Source organism: Fibrobacter sp. UWB10, from assembly GCF_900182935.1.
GTDB classification, from domain to species: Bacteria; Fibrobacterota; Fibrobacteria; order Fibrobacterales; family Fibrobacteraceae; genus Fibrobacter; species Fibrobacter succinogenes_O.
This window is the reverse complement of sequence record NZ_FXUE01000005.1, coordinates 81,763-100,096: the sequence shown is the minus strand read 5'-3', so window position 1 is coordinate 100,096 and position 18,334 is coordinate 81,763. Positions and strand designations below refer to the sequence as shown.

At 51.2% G+C, this 18,334-nt stretch carries 14 protein-coding genes; 8 read left to right on the top strand and 6 right to left on the bottom strand.

The window, feature by feature from the left end:
• The first annotated feature begins 18 nt into the window (after positions 1–18).
• The gene (locus tag QOL41_RS11895) at positions 19–4,236 is read left to right on the top strand and encodes a hypothetical protein (RefSeq protein ID WP_283429936.1); all 4,218 of its coding nucleotides are present in this window, start codon (positions 19–21) and stop codon (positions 4,234–4,236) included.
• Between the two features lie 161 nt (positions 4,237–4,397).
• Here the strand turns inward: QOL41_RS11895 and QOL41_RS11890 are convergent, their stop codons facing one another.
• On the bottom strand, positions 4,398–5,210 hold the full coding sequence (locus tag QOL41_RS11890; protein WP_072800257.1) for a sigma-70 family RNA polymerase sigma factor: 813 nt from the start codon (positions 5,208–5,210) through the stop codon (positions 4,398–4,400).
• A 684-nt stretch (positions 5,211–5,894) separates the two neighbouring features.
• Here QOL41_RS11890 and QOL41_RS11885 point away from each other — a divergent pair.
• The 6 genes from QOL41_RS11885 to QOL41_RS11860 all read left to right on the top strand — a co-directional run bounded on the left by QOL41_RS11885 (position 5,895) and on the right by QOL41_RS11860 (position 12,741).
• The gene (locus QOL41_RS11885; protein ID WP_283429935.1) at positions 5,895–6,674 is read left to right on the top strand and encodes a class I SAM-dependent methyltransferase; all 780 of its coding nucleotides are present in this window, start codon (positions 5,895–5,897) and stop codon (positions 6,672–6,674) included.
• 3 nt (positions 6,675–6,677) lie between these two features.
• Complete coding sequence (locus QOL41_RS11880) at positions 6,678–7,820, top strand: glycosyltransferase family 4 protein (protein WP_283429934.1); 1,143 nt, start codon at positions 6,678–6,680, stop codon at positions 7,818–7,820.
• On the top strand, positions 7,813–8,835 hold the full coding sequence (locus QOL41_RS11875; RefSeq protein ID WP_283429933.1) for a lysylphosphatidylglycerol synthase transmembrane domain-containing protein: 1,023 nt from the start codon (positions 7,813–7,815) through the stop codon (positions 8,833–8,835). Before QOL41_RS11880 ends, QOL41_RS11875 begins: the two co-directional genes overlap by 8 nt.
• Positions 8,836–8,936: 101 nt before the next feature.
• Complete coding sequence (locus QOL41_RS11870; protein ID WP_283429932.1) at positions 8,937–11,156, top strand: UvrD-helicase domain-containing protein; 2,220 nt, start codon at positions 8,937–8,939, stop codon at positions 11,154–11,156.
• Complete coding sequence (murI, locus tag QOL41_RS11865; RefSeq protein ID WP_173652652.1) at positions 11,153–11,962, top strand: glutamate racemase; 810 nt, start codon at positions 11,153–11,155, stop codon at positions 11,960–11,962. Before QOL41_RS11870 ends, murI begins: the two co-directional genes overlap by 4 nt.
• Before the next feature lie 140 nt (positions 11,963–12,102).
• Entirely contained in the window at positions 12,103–12,741 is a 639-nt protein-coding gene (locus tag QOL41_RS11860; protein WP_283429931.1) for a hypothetical protein, read from the top strand.
• A gap of 110 nt (positions 12,742–12,851) precedes the next feature.
• Here the strand turns inward: QOL41_RS11860 and QOL41_RS11855 are convergent, their stop codons facing one another.
• Positions 12,852–14,963, bottom strand: coding sequence for a glycoside hydrolase (locus tag QOL41_RS11855; protein WP_283429930.1), 2,112 nt, complete (start codon positions 14,961–14,963; stop codon positions 12,852–12,854).
• A gap of 158 nt (positions 14,964–15,121) precedes the next feature.
• On the opposite strand from QOL41_RS11855, the gene QOL41_RS11850 reads away from it, so the two are divergent.
• Positions 15,122–15,817: a hypothetical protein gene (locus QOL41_RS11850; RefSeq protein ID WP_283429929.1), complete on the top strand. Its 696-nt coding sequence runs from the start codon at positions 15,122–15,124 to the stop codon at positions 15,815–15,817.
• A 10-nt stretch (positions 15,818–15,827) separates the two neighbouring features.
• Here QOL41_RS11850 and nth read toward each other — a convergent pair whose 3' ends face one another.
• Genes nth through hpt form a run of 4 tightly spaced genes read right to left on the bottom strand, consistent with a single transcriptional unit; the run spans position 15,828 to position 18,331 of the window.
• Positions 15,828–16,442 carry an endonuclease III gene (gene nth / locus QOL41_RS11845; RefSeq protein ID WP_283429928.1) on the bottom strand — a complete coding sequence of 205 codons (615 nt, stop codon included), beginning with the start codon at positions 16,440–16,442 and terminating at the stop codon, positions 15,828–15,830.
• 54 nt (positions 16,443–16,496) lie between these two features.
• Positions 16,497–17,285 carry a serine O-acetyltransferase gene (gene cysE / locus QOL41_RS11840; protein ID WP_163437145.1) on the bottom strand — a complete coding sequence of 263 codons (789 nt, stop codon included), beginning with the start codon at positions 17,283–17,285 and terminating at the stop codon, positions 16,497–16,499.
• Positions 17,282–17,785 (bottom strand): hypothetical protein, encoded by a 504-nt coding sequence (locus tag QOL41_RS11835; RefSeq protein WP_173652648.1) that lies wholly within the window; start codon positions 17,783–17,785, stop codon positions 17,282–17,284. The genes cysE and QOL41_RS11835 overlap by 4 nt, the downstream gene beginning before the upstream one ends.
• Positions 17,786–18,331 (bottom strand): hypoxanthine phosphoribosyltransferase, encoded by a 546-nt coding sequence (gene hpt / locus QOL41_RS11830; RefSeq protein ID WP_283429927.1) that lies wholly within the window; start codon positions 18,329–18,331, stop codon positions 17,786–17,788.
• Between the last annotated feature and the right edge of the window lie 3 nt (positions 18,332–18,334).

The following is an 18,334-nucleotide window of genomic DNA, read 5'->3' as shown; positions in this document are numbered from 1 at the left end:
TTTTCCGAGGGTACGAACATGAGAAAAACAATTAAAAACTTTTCGATGGTTTTATTGTCTGCAGCGGCAAGTTTCGCTGCAAACGGCGAATACCCTACTCCGGAAAATCCGGCGACAGGTATTTGGATTCAACAGATCGGCGACATTGTGCCGCACGCCGCGACCAAGGCTACGCTGTACTATACCAAGTACGAGCAGAGCGACCGCGTCAAGAGTATCAGCTACCAGTATAATGGTGCTGGCTACCTCTTGATGAAGCCTTCTGACAAGAAGACTCTTTGTACAGAAGGTGACGGCATGGAAGGCGCCGATGGTATTGTTCACCATCCGGATGGCGACCTGTTGGTGGCCGGTCAGGGCGAACGCATTTTCAAGGTGAGCAAGACCGCTAAGGAAAATGGTGGTGCATGCCGTGTCGCAAAGGCAACCCCTGCAACGCGTAAGGGCGGTTTCTGGCATTTGATGATGGACCCGAAGGGTGATAACCTTTGGGCTGCCGGTATTCCTGGCTATCTGTATCGATTCTCGACGAAAACCGATCCGCAAAACAATAACTTTGCAACGACCGGTTATCAGGTTGAATTGAGACCCAAGGGCCCGAAGCACACCTCTGAAGAAGACAAGAAACTGGCAACCGTGATTTGGGACGGCGAAGGTACTGCCTTCTTTACGCGTTCTGACTATTTCGGCGGTGGCTGCGAAGCTGGCGGCGGATATAGGGCCTGTACGGAACAGGAACGTAAAAACAAGAACAACCTGAAGGATTCTTATTTCGGCGTGTTTACCGATACGACCTGGGTGACTGTGACGAATGCGAACCGTGGTACTTATGGCGGAAATGTGGGTGACAAGGTCATCGCTTCTGTCGGTACTAAGGTTTTGATTGACTCGTTGGAAGGTGCTCATGGTGGCGCCTACGATACTTATTCTAAGACAATCTTCGTGTTCGGTGGTTCTCGCATTGTGCAGATCCAGCCCTATCGCGAAGGTGGCGAAGTCAAGGCAAAAGTCGTTGCAACGATTGACCTCCGTGAATATTTCTTTGAAGAATCAAAGGCGAATTTGAGTGGCCCGAGAACAGGTGGCGTGGGTTGGCGTTTGGACCAGGGTACCACGGATGGTTACGGCCATCTTTTTGTGGCATCTAATACGGGTCACATGATTTTTGTGGACTATGCCGCAAACCCCAAGAAGTTGATTAACGACAACGTTTTGATTCACGTGCAGTGGATTGACAACTACCTCGATGACTTGGCTCCGCTTTCTGGCGTGGGTGTGATTCGTGAAGGCGGTCATTCGGGTGATGACGAAGATCTTTTGTCTAGCGACTCGCAGAGCAGCTCTTCGCTGATCGAATACCACGAATCTTCTAGCAGCGCAAAGTCTAGCAGCTCGGGCACGGGTAATAGCTCCGGCAACAACGGTAGCTCTAGCAGCGGTACTAACTTGAGCTCTGGTGGTAACGGTTCTAGCTCTAGTGGCGGAAACGGTAACAGCAGTGGTAACGATGGCTCTAGCTCTAGCGGTGGTAACGGCAATAGCTCTGGTAATGACGGCTCCAGCTCTAGCGGCGGAAACGGCAACAGCAGTGGCAATGACGGCTCCAGCTCTAGCGGCGGAAATGGCAATAGCTCTGGTAACGATGGCTCCAGCAGCAGTGGCGGAAACGGCAACAGCTCTGGTAACGACGGTTCCAGCAACAGCAATGGCTCTTCGAGCAGCGGAAACGGTAATGGTGAAGATCAGGGTGACAAGTCTTCTTCGAGCAGATCTATTGGAACTGGCGAAGATGAAGGTGAATCCAGTTCTTCGAGAGGACAGTATTTCGGTGCTGAAGATTACGAAGAAGATCCGGGTTCCGGCTTCGACGAATACCCGTCTGCTGATGACTTTGAAAAGGGTGACTCGCTCGTTTCGAAGACGGTTGTGCTCAGCCCGACCGATCCGGATCCGAATGATCCGAGCGTGGTCTTTGTCAACGGAAACTACTATAAGTTGACGAATGATCCTGAAGGCACTGAAATGGATCTGCATTATAATTCTGGCAAGGATTCTGCCAAGGTGGGCGAAATTGTTGCCATTACGCTTGATGCAGACAAGGTCAAGAAATACTTTGATTCTCCGGATTCGCTCCGCTTCGTCTCGAAGACGGATGTCCGCCTGGTTGACCCGACGGATGGCTCCAAGAATGAAGCCTTGGTGGTTCATCCTGATGGTTCTGTCACGATCTTCGTAACCGCCGACAAGGTGGTTCAGGGCGGTTCGATCAAGGTGTATGGTGGCAGCCAGATGGTGATTATCGACAACATCAACTTCTACGATCCGATTCCGGATACTCGCATGGGTTACATCAAGGATACCGATGGCGACAAGGCTCTGGACTATGTAGAAATCCTGTTGGAAGACACTCTGTCGAACAACTACTACCTGGATGGCGTGAAGTTGGTGATTGGCAAGGATACGCTTGATTGCGTGGATCCGAAGTTCAATGCTGCACGTGATCGCATTCTGGTTGATGTGTCTAGCTTGGTGCTCCCGCCTGCAGGTGAATTCCCGAAGGATGCTAAGGCACTTGTTTCTTACGGTGACGAACTTGGTTCGGGTGCGACTTACGTCCGCGAATCTGCTATTGTTGAAGTCGGTAGCAACGTCATTAAGGATGCCTACGCAATCCGTAACGTGAATGGCCTCGATTCGCTGTTCTTGCAGTACAATATCGACCTGTTCCCGACAGACGTCAGCATGCCTGAAATGTTGGTGATGATCAAGCAGGATGCTAAGCGTTATGGCTTCGATGTGGATCAGATTAAGAAGGTCTACATGCCTGCCAAGGATATCGTGATTCTGGTCGGAAAGAACTTCAAGCTGAAGGGCGATAATAAGGACAGCGTGTCGCTGCATCCGGGTGCAACTTTCACGACCTTGCCGTACATTACTTCTGACGAATATGACCGCGAAGTGCCGGTCACCGTGGTCGACAGGCTTCCGCAGGCAAAGAATGTGGAATACTGGGATACCGATGGCGACGGCGTCTTGGATCAGATTGTCACGGTGTTCGACAAGAAGCTGACTGCTGAAGACATTGACGGTTCTCTGTATATGTCGTTCCCGTGGTACAGCTATCGCGGTATGATGATTCAGTTGCAGGCTCAGCCTGAAAACTTGAAGCTCGACCCGAAGGATTCGACTCGCGTGATTTGGGATGTTATATCGACGACTCGCTTGGCTAGCGGTGTAACGAATATCTCTGAAGACTTGCCGCAGGCAAATGTGTATACCTACTACAAGATCTTTGGCGAAACCTTCGTGAACGAAGGCGCTGCTCCGCTGGTCGACAAGATGGCTCCTGTGGTATCGACCGCTACTCTTGACTACGGCAAGAAGGCCGATACGCTCGTAGTTGTGTTCTCGGAACCGATTCTTACGAAGGATCTTAAGGGATCTGATTACTTCTCTTACATCCATGGTGAAGAAGTGATCGAACTGAATCCGTCGAGAATCGATTGGTCTTCGGATGGTCTTTCTGCCAAGCTCGTGTTTAACGGCAGCGACGGAACGATTATGCCGGGTGACTCCATTGTTGTCCGCAAGGGCGCAAAGGATGCCATCAAGGATAACTACAAGAATGTTGCCGGTGAAAATCCGCAGGCAGTCATTATCGGTGGTCTCCTGAACCACTTGGTTGAAGCCACGCAGATGGGCACCTTCGATGTCAATGACGATACCCCGAAGGAAGATTCCGATGGCAAGTCTTATACCTTGCAGACGGTAAGCTCTGTGAACCTGCGCTATGTGCCGGGTTCTACGACCAAGGAAGACATGGAAAAGGAAGGCGCTCTTGGACAGTTGGTGCAGCTTGGCGAACGCTTTGTGCCGCAGCTTCTGGACCGTGCCCAGGTGTCTGCCGACGGTACGTATGATCCGTCTGTGCTCGATTCCTTGAAGCCTGAAGACGTGTACATCTCGTTCATCGTGAACTACTTCGATCACTTGGGCCAGTACGTGAACGACACCATTATCACGGTGCCTTGCGAAAGCCCGAAGTTCGGCGGTAACTGCCTTGAAACCGACAAGAAGGTCTTTGTGAACTGGAACTTCAAGGATCACAAGGGACGCTTCGTTGGAACGGGCGTGTACACCGTGCAGTTCAAGATGGTTGTCCGCTACGAAGACAAGAAGATTGTCGAAGAAATCAAGGACAAGTGGGGCGTCCGCCGCAAGAAACATAAGAAGTAGCGGTTGCGCTCTGTAGAAAATGAAAAACATTCAGCGGTAGCTGAATGTTTTTTGTATGTAAGCTTAAAGGCGGGTGAGAGCGCGGAGCGCGAACAAGTATAAAAAGCAAAACGCCCCGGTTGTTGAACCGGGGTGGCTTGCGGGGTGAAACGAAGTGAAGCCTATTTGTTGATTGCTGCCAAAAAGGCGTCCTTCTTATCTTGGAGGAATTCCTTGCTGTTGTACTTGCGGATACGGCGGAGAGCCTGGTCGCGCAACTGACGGACACGTTCGTGAGAGATGTTCATGGATTCGCCCACTTCGCGAAGTGTCTGCGGAGCTTCTTGGTTGATACCGAAGATACCGGTAATCACCTTAGCTTCGCGTTCCGGAAGCTGTTCCATGAGGTCACGAGCCAAAGCTTCGACGCTCTGGATTTCAGATTCGTTTTCCGGGTTCGTTGCGGTGCCATCGGGGAGCACTTCGGCATAGGTTGCCTTAGAGTCTGCCTTGAGCGGGCTGTCGAACGAAACACCGCGCTGACCGATCTGGATAAGTTCGCGGATTTCTTCGTTGATTTCCTTACCGCGGCTCTGTTCGTGCAAAGCCTTACGCACGCGCAAGTGCTGGTTAGCCGGCAAGCGAATCAAGTTACCTTGTTCGTTAATGGCACGGGTAATGTAAGCCTTAATCCACCACACGCCGTAACTAATGAACTTAAGACCACGAGTATGTTCAAAGGATTCGATAGCACGTACAAGACCCATAGCGCCTTCGCTCACCAAGTCCGGCAGCGGAATCGGGCAACCACGGTATTGAATTGCAACTTTCAAAACGAAACGCATGTTTGCAGAAATAAGCTTTTTACGGGCGATTTTGTCGCCTTCTTTAGCTTTCTGGAACAGAATCTGCTCTTCTTCACGAGAGAGGGGAGCTGTGCGTCTAATATCTTCGAGGTAACGTTTTAGAGTAGTATCAGTAGAATCAATATGCATTTTATAACCTTACATCCTTAATATCGTATTTTTTTAAGCAAGATGCGTGCCAAAAGTGTAAAAAATTTGCAAACTGTATCAGATTTAACAAAAAATGTCACACAATTATGAATTTTGTCTCTAAAAATAGAAAAATTGTCTTTGATTTTCAACTATTGTCGTAATTTTATGACAATTCGGTGCGGGGTTGGGACTGGCGCCTCCTTATGAGATTTGCTCTCACTCGCTAGCCGGGCCCTGAACACGTTCAGGGGACCGGGGCTCGTTCGTTACAAATCTCGTAGTCGGCGCGGCGCTTGCGCCTGGTCGGAAAAGCCCGCGGACATAGCGCGTTTAGAGCTTCGGAATTCGTGCAAGCACGATTGTTGCGGCATTCGCCTTGTATGGGTTTTTAAGGGCAAAGCCCTTAGGCGAGGGGGTGGTAAAAGACATGGCGCTTGAAATTGCTGATGGCCAGAGCGAATGTTTTTAGCAAGCGAACGATTCATGGGTTTTTCCGTGGTAGTGAGCGGGTAAAAACATCGCGGCGGCCATAGTTTGGCGATTGCCATGGCTTGCACCAGGGGGATACCTACCCCTTTACAGACCGTTCGGCTCTATTTCTAACAAAAAAAATGTAATGTTGCCACACGGCAAAAATTGAATTCCAAATTTTGAATTCCGAATTAGTATATTTTACACGCTATGTCTATTAAAGAACCTGATCAGTCTGTCTGGAACAGATTTTGGCAACAGAAGAACGATATGGACAAGGTTTATCCTTCGTCCCCGTCTGTGTTGAATACGATTAAGAAGAATTTTAAGCTCGAAGGCCTCAAGGTTTTGGAAGTGGGTGCCGGTACCGGTCGCGATAGTGCCGAACTGGCCCGCTTGGGTGCCGACGTCTACGTACTTGATTACGCTGAAAACAGCCTGAAAATTGTGGACGCCATTCGTGCGAAGGATAACCTTTACGATAACCTGAAGCTTGTGCGTGGCGATGCCTTCAAGGCTCCGTTCCCGGATTGCACCTTTGACTTGGTGTTCCATCAGGGCCTGGCCGAACACTTCAAGGATTCGCTCCCGCTGATCAAGGAAAACTACCGCATTCTAAAGCATGGTGGCCATTGCCTGTGCGACGTGCCGCAGACCGTTCACCCGTACACCGTTATCAAGCATATTCTGATTGCGATGGACAAGTGGTTTGCTGGTTGGGAAAAGCAGTTCACCATGCCGCAGCTCAAGAAGCTTATGGCCGATGCGGGCTTTGAATGCGTTTACGATTATGGCGACTGGATGCGCCCGAACCTGTTCTACCGCATTGTGCGCGAAGTGGGCTTCAAGGTGGGCGTAGAACTGCCGAAGTATCCGCTGCAGGGTTCTGCTTACCAGAAGGTCAAGGACAAGATTCTTGATTCTCTCGAAAACAATTCGCTTATGCACTACACGCAGTTGTGCATTGGAGTCTTGGGCAAGAAGCCCTAGCCGATGAACATCCTTGTAGTTAATTACCGCGACCGGATGCACCCTGCTGCAGGGGGCGCCGAAAAGCACCTTCACCGTATTTTTTCGCAGATTGTAGAAGCGGGGCACAAGGTTGTGCTCTTTACGACGGCGTTTGCTGGTTGCAAGGCCCGCGAAACGGTCGACGGTATCGAGGTGATTCGCAAGGGGGGCGATTTGCTGTTCCAGCTGACGACGGCGATGAATATCCGCAAGCTGGACCGCGAATTCAATTTTGATGTGGTGGTCGAGGACCTGAACAAGCTTCCGCTGTTTACGCCGTTTTTGACCAAGAAGCCCGTGGTGGTGCAGATGCACCATTTGTGGCGTAGCTCCATTTTCCATGAGGCGTCGTTCCCGATTGCCTTTATGGTGTGGGCGTTTGAACGCGTTATTCCGTGGTTCTACCGCAAGCAGCCGTTTGTGGTGGTGAGCCCGAGCACCAAGTACGAACTTGAAGAAATCGGAATTGACGAAGACCGCATCTCGGTGATTTATAATGGGTCTGACGATGTGGATCCGTCGCAGGTCGTGGCGACCGAAGACGTGCCGAGTACGCCGTACTTTTTGTGGCTTTCGCGCGTGCACCGCTACAAGGGTATTTGGACGGCGCTCGAGGCTTTTGAAGAATTTGCCGAGAACGAAAACCACCCCGATGTAAAGCTTGTGGTGGCAGGCGACGGTCCGCTCCTGAAAAAGATTCCGGCGTGGCTCAAGGAACGCGGGCTTACGGAACGTGTTGAACTTTTGGGATTTGTAACGCCGTCAAAGAAACGCGCCTTGTTGCAGAAAGCGGTGGCGCTCTTGCAGACCAGCTACAAGGAAGGCTGGGGGCTTACGGTTGTAGAGGCTGCAAGGCTTGGAACGACGACGATTGCAAGCGATGTGCCGGGACTCCGCGATAGCGTTAGAAACGGCGAAACGGGACTCTTGTTCCCGGTGGGGGATTTTCATACTTGTGCGTCCGAAATGGACAGACTTTATAGCGACGACGATTTGCGCACGAGACTTTCGGCGGCGGCAAAAAGCTATGCGGGCGAGTTCCGCTGGGACATTGCAGCCGAGAAGACTCTCGACCTTTTGCAGGACGCCGTTATAGAGCGACAAGTGGGGGGAGGAAATGAGTAAAATGAATGGTCGGCTTAAGTCGGCGTTGATTTTTTGTCTGAAGTTAGTCGTGACGGCAGTTCCGGCCTACTTTGTATACCGTAACATCGTGATGGCGCCTGACTGGAGCGTCGATGACTTGTATACGCTGTTCAGTACGCATAGCGTTTGGCCTTTGATTGTTGCCCTTTTGTGCCTTGGCCTTTCGAACTTTACTGCGTGCCTGCAGTGGAAGCTTTTGCTTGAAAGACAGAACGTGAAGCTTGGCTACGGGCATTTGCTCAAGCTTTATTACGTGGGACTTTTCTTCAATAATTTTATGCCGGGCAATGTGGGTGGCGATGCCAAGAAGGTTTATGACATCCGCATGCAGGGTGGCCAGGATTCCGTGGGCGCTGGGCTTACGGCAACTTTCTTTGACCGCCTTTACGGGCTGTTCTTTATTACGCTGTTTGCGCTTGCCATGGGCCTGTTGTTCTTTATGCACGATGAAGCTCAGCGCTCGTTCATGTGGCCCTCGGTTTGGATTTTCCTGGGATTCTGTGCGTTGTTTGCCGCCCTTTGCAGCCGTAGGCTCGGGCGCTTGCTGTGCAAGGTGCTTACGAAGATTTTCCCGAAAAAGATTAACGAACGCTTGATTCACATGTTCGAACGATTCCAGCAATTCCGTTCGGTAAAGCTTTTGGCGTCTATTAACTTGCTTTCGGCGGTGACTCAGGGCCTTCGAATCTTGGTGCACTATTTTTGCGGAATCGCGGTCGGTGTTGACCTTTCTATTTCGTGGTACTTTTACTACATCCCGCTGGTTGCAATCGTGAGTGCTCTCCCGATTTCGATTGGCGGTTTTGGCCCGCGTGAACTTTTGGCGCAGTCGCTTTTTGCACGTGCCGGAGTGCCTGGGCTTGAATCGGTGGTGATTCAGCTGCTTGCTTACTTTGTGAGCCTGTTGCTGAGCCTGTTTGGCGCATTCGTATTTTTGCTTGGCGGAACGCCTGCGACAAATATGCCTGTTAAGACTGAAGGCGAACCGAAATAATTCGACGGCGCAGGCCTTGGACTGAAACGTTGGGGCGTGCGACGGTTTTTAGATAGCGGTGGCGATTTACATGTACTTCGCCCCATTCCATACGAGGCGTTATGGACGCCGAAGAAATCCTGAAAGGGTTGAATTCTGACCAGCGTGCAGCGGTGCTGCACGACCATGAACAAGGTGCGCAACTTTTGATTTTGGCGGGGGCCGGCTCGGGCAAGACATCCGTCTTGACCAAGCGAATCCAGTATAGGATTCTTTGCGGTGTAGAACCTGAAAAAATCTTGGCGCTAACATTCACCGCAAAGGCCGCCGCCGAAATGCGGGAACGTGTGCAAAAGCTTTTCCCGAATGCGGGCGTGCGATTGTGTACGTTCCATTCGCTTGCGCTGTATATGCTGAAGTGCAAGATGCCGTGCGGGAAAAAAGGTGGCGCGGGCGGCGAGTGTCCGGCTTACGAACTTTTGGGCTTCAAGAAAATGCCTGTGCCGACAGAATCGTCGGAACGAGAATTTTCGCAGGCGCTTTCGAAGCTCAAGTTGAAAGTCAATGTGTCGCGGGAGAACTTGTTTTCGGACTGTTATGGCGCGGCGGTGTCAGCGAAATTGCAACCGCTCCGTGAAGCCGTTCTAGAATCGGGCCAAGTCGTATTTGAAGACTTGATATATTCAGCGATACAATTGCTCGAAACTAACGAGGCTGCGCGGGATTACTTTCGCGACCAATGGAAAGAAATTCTGGTGGACGAATACCAAGATATAAACCCCTCGCAGTATCGTTTGGTGAAAGGCTTGTTGGGCGATAGAAAGCAACTGTTTGTCGTAGGCGATGATGACCAAGCCATTTACGGATTCCGTGGCGCCGACATCGGAAACATCGAACGCTTTTGTGAAGACTTCAAGGAATCAACGCAAATTCGCTTGGAGTGGAATTACCGCTCGGTACCGAATGTTCTCTATTTGGCAAATGAAATTTTCAAGAATAAGCCGATTCACTTGCGCAAGATGCTGCGTGCGGGCAACTTGAATGGTTCCGGCGGAAACCCGCTCTATAAGGAAAATCGCAAGCCCGAAATCTGGGTGTCTGACAATCCTGTTGAAGAAATCCAGAAAATAGTCGTATCAATCAAGGAGCTTCGCGAAGATTATGACCTTGCTTGGAAAAATTTTGCAATTCTAGTTCGCTACAACCGGCAACGCCTTTATTACGAGCAGGCTCTTCGCGACTACAATATTCCGATTGCAGGCGACGTGGTGACAGATGCGGGCGAGATGGAGAATGGTGCTGCCACGTCCGAGGTGACAGTTGAAGACGGCGTGCATATAGAGACGGTGCATGCCTCCAAAGGACTCCAGTATGCGGTGGTGTATTACGCAGGCTTATGCGAAAAACTCACGCCTGGAGAATGTACGGGGGACCGCAAGGCACGAAAACGGCAGTTAGATGAGGAACGAAGGCTTTATTACGTCGGGGTAACCCGGGCCGAAGCATGCCTATTTTTGTTATATTGCAAGCGTAGATTCTGGAAAGGCAAATTGCGAAGGTTTAGGCGTTCGAGATTTTTGCCTCACGAAAGAAATCGAAGTACGGAATGGAATATGCCTGTAATCTTGTTTAAAATCTATGTCGTGGTGGCGGTGCTTGGATACATGCTGATGTATATCATTGCACTTCCGTATTTGAAACTGCGCTATGGGAAAAATTTTGATGCGTGGCTCGATCACAAAATTCAAGATTTTTCAAGATACTGCATGAAGGTTATACGCATAGACTTGACGATTGAAGATCAGGCCCAGCTCGGAAAAGTCGATTGGAGTCGCCCGGTGTTTGTTGTCGGGAATCACAATTCGTTTGTTGACATTCCGATAGTATTTTTGGCTATCCAGAAGACCGTGGGCTTTGTTGCAAAGAAATCACTTGGTCGAATTCCTTTCTTGAATTTCTGGATGCACAAAATTGGTTGCGTTTTGGTGAACCGCGAAAAGGGCGGCGCCGCCAAGGCGGTGCGTCAGGCAGTCTCTGAAAGAGGAAACTCGGCGCGCATATTTATTTTCCCCGAAGGCACTCGCAGCAAGACTGGTGCGCTTGGAACTTTCAAGAGTGGCGTGTTCCGCTTTGCTTGCGAAAACGATGCCATCATGCTCCCGCTTGTTATCAAGGGTTCGGGCCCGGTCTGGGAACGCCGTAAGGATACCAAGCGTTGCAAGGTGAATGTGAAGGTGCTTGCACCAATCGATGTTCTGGAGTGCCGCAAAGAAAACGAAAAGTTTGATCCCAAGATTCACATGCTCCCCATGGTCCACAAGATGATGGAGGATGCCCTGTGATAGGAGTGTTCGATTCGGGCTTTGGTGGCCTGACCATTCTCAGAAACCTGCAGAAGGCGCTCCCGCAGTACGATTACCTTTATTTGGGCGATAACGCTCGTGCTCCTTATGGTTCGCGCACGTTCGAAACGATTTTCCGCTATACATTGCAGGCGGTTCGTGAACTTTTTAGTCGCGGCTGCCCTTTGGTGATTCTCGCTTGCAATACGGCGTCGGCCAAGGCGCTCCGTAGCATTCAGCAGGACGTACTCCCGTATGAATTCCCGGACAAGCGTGTGCTTGGCATTGTGCGACCCACTGCCGAGGAAATTGGCAAGTTCAGCAAGTCGGGCCATATTGGCATTTTCGGGACGGCGGGAACGGTATCTTCGGGCAGTTACCTGATTGAAATCAACCATTTTTACCCCGAGCTCAAGGTGACACAACATGCTTGCCCCATGTGGGTGCCTCTGGTCGAATATGGCGAAAGGGAATCCGAAGGAGCCCGATTCTTTGTCAAGAAGGATGTGGACGCCCTGCTCGCCCAAGACCCGGATATCGACACAGTCTTGCTCGCCTGCACTCATTACCCGCTCCTGGAGGGGGCAATCCGAGCTGCCCTGCCGCCTCATGTGAAGCTCGTGTTCCAGGGGGATATCGTGTCCGAAAAGACCGTGGACTACCTGAAACGCCATCCGGAGATGGATGCCCGCCTTACAAAAAATGGAAAAACTAGGTTTTTGACCACCGATACCGCGAAATTCTTCGAAAAAGGGGCATCGCTCTTTGGAATGACCGGTTTTTCGGCAGAGTCAGTTACCTTTTAGCTTATAAATTTGTATCTTGCATATTGAAAATAAGCAACGGACTGCCATAAGTAGTCCGATTGTAAGATTTATATAAAAAGGGGACCCCGGACCAAAAATTCGGGGTTCCCAAAGTTTAACCTAACTAGAGTGGATGACAAATGCCTAAAACACAGATCAATCTCGAAGGTTGGCAGGATTACCGCGGCAACGCTGCCGGTAGCTTGCTCTACGTCGAAACCAGCCACCAGTCCGAAATGCCGGTCCGCGACCAGCTGAACGAAAACGGTAAGGGTTTCCTCTATGAACCCAACTACGAAACTAGCACCTATGGTCTGATGAGCTGCTATAACGTGAAGGCGATCAACGCAATCCTCAAGGCAAAGAGCCGCTACATTCTGTTCGGCACCCGTTACGAAGGCCTGAGCGATTCCGAACTCCGCAACAAGTACTTGATTATGGGTTACATGCGCATCGACAAGATTAAGGACGTGCGTACCCGCCACATCCAGCGCTACATGGCTAATCCGGAACTCCAGGAACCGGAATGCATGCAGATGGAACACAACTGGGCTGTCTATGGCCCCATGCGCTTTGTCTCTATGAACGACGCCTTCGTGGTGACCGACGAAATCCTCAAGGAATGGGGCTATCGTGGACACGCTAGCCGTCAGCTCAAGGCTGTGTTCAAGAAGGAACATCTGGAACAGATTCTTTCTTACCTTGAATCTAAGGACGACATGATTGACGAATACATCGCAACGGTCGACGAATACAAGGAAGCTCTCGAAGAAGGCTAATTGAGTTGCTGAAGCAACAAAAAAAGGCGGGCATTAGCCCGCTTTTTTTTGTTATGTGTAATGTGAAATGACTAATGAGAAATGAATAATCTCACATTTCACATCTCACATTACTTCTTCACCGCTTTCACCGTGGAGTTCTTCGTCTTCACCAGGTACATGCCCTGGCGGAGGTCGAGGCGCAGCGTCCCGTCGGCATTCAGAGCCTGGCCCTTGATGCCGCTCCACACGAGGTTGCCGTTCAGGTCGAAGACTTTCGCCGGGGCGAAGCGGTCGTTGACGGCGAACTTCGGAGCCTTCGTGATACCGGTCGAGGTGCAGCCCGTAGCCACAATCTTTGCGATGTAGATTCCGGTGGCGTCGCTGTTAAAGTGCAGTGCGGTAGAGCCGTTGTCGCCTTCTTTTTCAAGATCCACTGTGGTTTCGCTCCAGCTGTTTGCGGCAGCGGTACGGCCATACTGGTAGTCAACCCAGCTGCCACCGTTTGCGGCACCCACGTTCACGTAGGCATTGGAAGTGCCCTGGCTGCGCATGGTAATCACCAGTTCGGAGCAGCTTGCCAGTGCGGCGGCGCCTTCTTCGCTGATGTTCACGAGCTGGCTCTTGTAGCCGCATTCAGACTGTTCGCAACCGGCGAGCGGTACGCTGACATAACCTGTAATGCCGTCGAGTTCGCCGGCTTCGTAGGTGACTGCGCCGAGGTCGTCGCTCATGGCCTGCCAGGTGGAAACGTCGGAGGTCTTGGAGTAGTCGAGGATCACGACATCTGCAGACGGGGTAATGACCGGTTCAGTGTAGTTCGGATCGGTGGTTTCGTCTTGGCATGCGGCGACGGTCGAGGCGGCTGCGGTCTTGGTGAGAACGAGCGTCGTTACCGAGCGTGCGGGGAGCATGTAGCAGCTTGCAATGGTGATGTTCTTGCTCTTGAAGCCGTTTTCCTTGGACTGCACGGCGGTTGCGACATTCATGCCGCTGATTGCCGGAGCGTCAAGCTGAATGGCGGTCTTGCCGGTGTTGATGACAACCACGGAAACGGAGTCGCCGGAGGCACTTGCGAAAGCGACCGTCTTGAGGTCGTTTTCGGCGGTGGAGGCAGAGATAGCCTTCCAGCCCGGATTCACGAACTTGGAATAGTGACGCATGGCGTGGTATTCAGGACCAATCACGATTTCGTCTTTCTTACAGCTGCCCCAGCCTTGGGTGCAAACGCCGATGAGCTGACCGGTGCCGTTACCCCAGAAGAGTTCCCAAGCGATGTAGCCGCCGAGCTGGCCATCGGTAAAGCCGACCTGCATAATGTGGGCGAGGCCCACCATGTCTTCTTCGCGGGTCTTGTCGAGCATGTTGCAGAATTCGGTCATGATAATCGGCTTGCCCTTGCCGCCGTAAGTAGAACCGATTGCCTTCATGGACTTGCGGAAGTTTTCGGGAGCGAGGTAGTTGTTGCCGGAGTTGTCGTTGCCATCGCCTGCGTGATACAGGTGGTAGGCGTAGCCGTCTAGCTTGCTGTCGTCCAGTTCCTTAGCATACTTTTCAAAGTTGCTGTAACCGATGCCGAGCGGTTCCGGTCCGAGAATCTTGGTGGTGCCCTTCACGGCGTCATAAACAGCGTTCAAGGCTTCTTTGTAGCCAGCTATTTCGCTTGTTTCAGTGGGCTCGAAGAGGGTTTCTTCGTAGTCAGCGTTCATGTCCGGCTCGTTCTGAATGCTGATGTAGTCGGGCGTAATGCCGGCTGCTTTGTAAGTTTCGATACTCTTTTTCCACCAATTGGCGAAGTCTGTGTATGCGTAAGAACCGTAGGCATCGCCGCTGACCTTTTTCAGCGAGTTGTCAGACTTGCTAGAGCCTGCGCTACCATTCACGCTGCCGCTCGGTTTGAGGCTGCCCGGAGCGGACCAGCTAGACATTTCAATTTTGACGTGGTCGCCGAGACGCTTCTTTGCGGCCTGCACGATGGCTATGTCATCTTGGCTTACCTTGGCGGTGTCTGCCTGAAGCCAGTTGCCCACGCGCAAAAGAGAAAGGTTCAAACCTGTGAAGGCGGTGTCAAAAAGAGCTTCCTTATTTTTGTCGGCAAGTGCTGTAATCCAACTCTGGTAATAAACAGAGCCGCCACCGAAACCGACGATTTCTTGCTTTGTTGCGGTCGGGTCGACGGTAATACTTGCTGCAGAAGCGATTGTGGCTGCAGCGAGTGCTGCAGTAGAAAGTTTTTTCATCATAACACAACTCCAAATTTTGGTTGAAGATAGCTTTATTTTTCGGTTCTGTTTACCCTAGAATTGTAAAAAAGAAAAAGGAAAAAGTGGCCTGCTTAAGAATGGTTCTATTTTAGGGGTTTATTGTTCCGAATTGTAAGTATTTGGGTATATTTAGAGTGATGGAAAACGAGAAACAGAAAGCGACAGACCAGGTACGTTTAAATCTGGTGACGGTGAAGCATGAAACGCCGTCGTCTTTTTGTTTGGACGATCCCGGAACATGGCCGGTGGTCGTGCAGTTTTTGCTGTACCCCAAAACGCTCGGTGGAGCGCGTTTTGTTCCGTTCCGACTTTTGCTTGTGATTGCGATGATTTTCTTTACCATACAGTTGATGCGCGAAGGGTACGATGCTTGGATTGCGCAGTATTTGCATTGCTTGAATTTGCCGGTGCACGAAACGGGTCACTTGGTGTTTTCGATTTTCGGAAATCGTGTGCTGCATTCGTTGGGCGGTTCGCTGTTCCAGATTATCATGCCGCTCGTATTCTGCTTTGCGCTGTGGATTAAGCCCCGCGATATTCTTGGCGCGTCGGTGGCGCTTTGGTGGGCGTTTGAAAACTTTATCGATGTGGCTGTATACATTGACGACGCTCTGCCCATGAAACTAATGCTGATTAGCGGCGGTACGGGAGCCGAGGCTCCGTATGGTTTTCATGACTGGAATTTTATTCTGTCTGAAATGGGATTGTTGCTCAAGTACGATACGATTGCAAACGCCGTGTATGCCACGGGCTATGTAGGAATGTGGCTTTGCGTGCTGTGGGGTACTTGGAGTCTGTTTTACTACTGGTTCTACCAGCGGAATAACGACTAGATTTTATCGACTAGATTTTGCTGCAGATAGGGCAGTTTTCGGGCTTGTGGCCGAGAGCCTTGCAGTAGGTGCGTCCGAATAGAATGATTTGCAGGTGGCGTTTTTCCCATTCGTTTTCGGGGAAGATTTTCTTGAGGTCTTTTTCGGTTTGCTCGACAGAGGATCCGTCGGAAAGTCCCCAACGCTTGGCGAGACGGTGAATGTGCGTGTCCACCGGGAAGGCGGGAATCTTGAACGCATGAATCATCATGACGCTGGCGGTTTTGTGACCTACGCCGGGGAGTGCTTCCAGTTCTTCGAAGGTCTGCGGAACTACGCTGTTATATTTTTCGACAAGAATCTTGGACAGATTGAAAATGTTCTTGCCCTTGGTAGTCGAAAGGCCGCAGGGCTTGATGATTTCGGTGATTTTCTCGACGCCGAGTTTCACCATGGCCTTGGGGGTTTTCGCCTTCTTGTAAAGCTCCTTGGTCACCTGGTTTACGCGGAGGTCGGTGCATTGCGCGCTCAACACGACCGCGACCAGGAGCGTGTAAGGGTCAGAGTAATCCAGTGGAATCGGCGGGTCGGGAAGTAACTCGTCGAGCGTCTCGCTGATGAATTTTATCTTATCAGCTTTTTTCACTTAGAAAATCTCTCGTCTTTCGTCTGTAGGCGCTTGCGCCGTTCTTTTGTCTATTTATTCACAGTCGCGCGTGAAGTCTTGCTGCATGTTGAAGCTGGGCATTTCATCGTCCGGGTGGCCGACTTCGACGGCGGGGACGCCTGCATAAGTCGTATGCGGCGGAACGTCTGTCACCACTACAGCGCCAGCACCAATCTTGGCGCCATCGCCAATGTGAATGTTGCCGAGCAACTGAGCATGCGCGCCGAGCATCACACCATTACCGATTTTCGGGTGACGGTCGCCGGTTTCCTTACCGGTACCGCCGAGGGTCACGCCGTGCAAGAAACTCACGTTGTTGCCGACCACGGCGGTTTCGCCAATCACAATGTTGGTGGCGTGGTCAATCAAGAGACCGTGACCGATTTTGGCTGCCGGGTGAAAGTCCATGCCGAACTTGCGGCTCACAATGCTCTGGATCATCTTGGCCGGGAAAGAACGGCCTTCAAGCCACAAGGCGTGCGCGGCGCGATAGGCCTGCAATCCCTGGAATCCCTTGAAGAACAGGAGCGGTTCCAAGTAGCTGGTGCAAGCGGGGTCGCGAAGGACGGTTGCATGCAAGTCCTTGCAGGCGCAAATTAAAAGTTCGGGGTATCTCAAATAAAGAATGTCGAACATCTTTTCGAGCTCGGCGCGGTCCATGACTTCGCCTGCGAGCTGACATGACAGCGTAACCGAAAGCATCGCGGCAAAGTCCTTACAGTTCAGGACCTGCTCGGTGAGCATTAGTACCGAAAGCGGTTCATCGTGAACCAACTTCTCGGCTTCTTTTCGGATCGCTTGTTCTATTTCTTCGATGTTCATTTCTTGGCCTTGTCTTTCGCGTCGTCTTCGTCATCCAAAGTGGGGATTACCTTGTTTTCACGGCATAGATTTTCTTCGCGAATTTTGAAGGTGAAGTCGACGAGGTTATTTTCAAACATTTTCTGGTAGGGCTTTTTCTTCTGCACGCTTTCGAGGGCGCAGGTGCAATAGTTGATTCGCTGAATCAACGATTTTCCGCTGCTGGGAGTGCCTTTGCCAAAGACACATTCGTGCATAATGGCATATTCCATGGCTCGGTCATAGCGGAACTTGCACTTGTTCGGCATGTCGGGCTGGGCCGCCACGCGTTCGATAATGCCTTCGTTTGGAATGCTCGTGAAGACACTACATGTAATGAATCCCGCGATAAAGAATAGCAGGCATACGCTAAGGTTGATCAAGAACCGCTTGCCGCGACCAATCTTGTTGTAGCTGCGTTCTACAGCTTCGAAGGCTTGGGTGGCATGGAGTCGGACGTCATCTAAATCGTTGTTTGCCATTTAGTTGGTCTCCTGTAGTGTCCAGATGTCCGGTAGGAATCGGTAATCGTTTGCGTAATCGAGCCCGTAACCTACCACGAATTCGTTTGCTATTTCAAAACCTACAAAATCTGCCGTGATGTCTACTTCGCGACGCTCCTGTTTGTTCAGTAAAACACAGGTGCGAACCTCTTGGGAACCGGCATCCCGGAGCATTTCGCAGAGCCCGAGCAGGGTGGTTCCCGTGTCGGCGATGTCATCGACCATCAGGATTTTCTTGCCCTTGATGTCGATTTTTTCAAGTCCGCGCACCTGGAGCTTGCCGCTAGATTCCGTGGAATCGCCGTAGCTAGAAGCCTTGATGAAGGCTATCTTTTTCTGGGGCGCTTTGGCGCCTTCTGCCTTGGCGAGTTCTCGAGTCAAGTCGGCGGTAAACATGTAGGCACCGGTGAGTGCCGAAATCAGGATGTCGTAATCGTAGACGGCGACGATTTCGCGGGCAAGTGTAGTTACTCGTTCGCGAATCTCGTTGGCGCTAATCAGCGGTTTTTCTGACATCCTGTACATGTT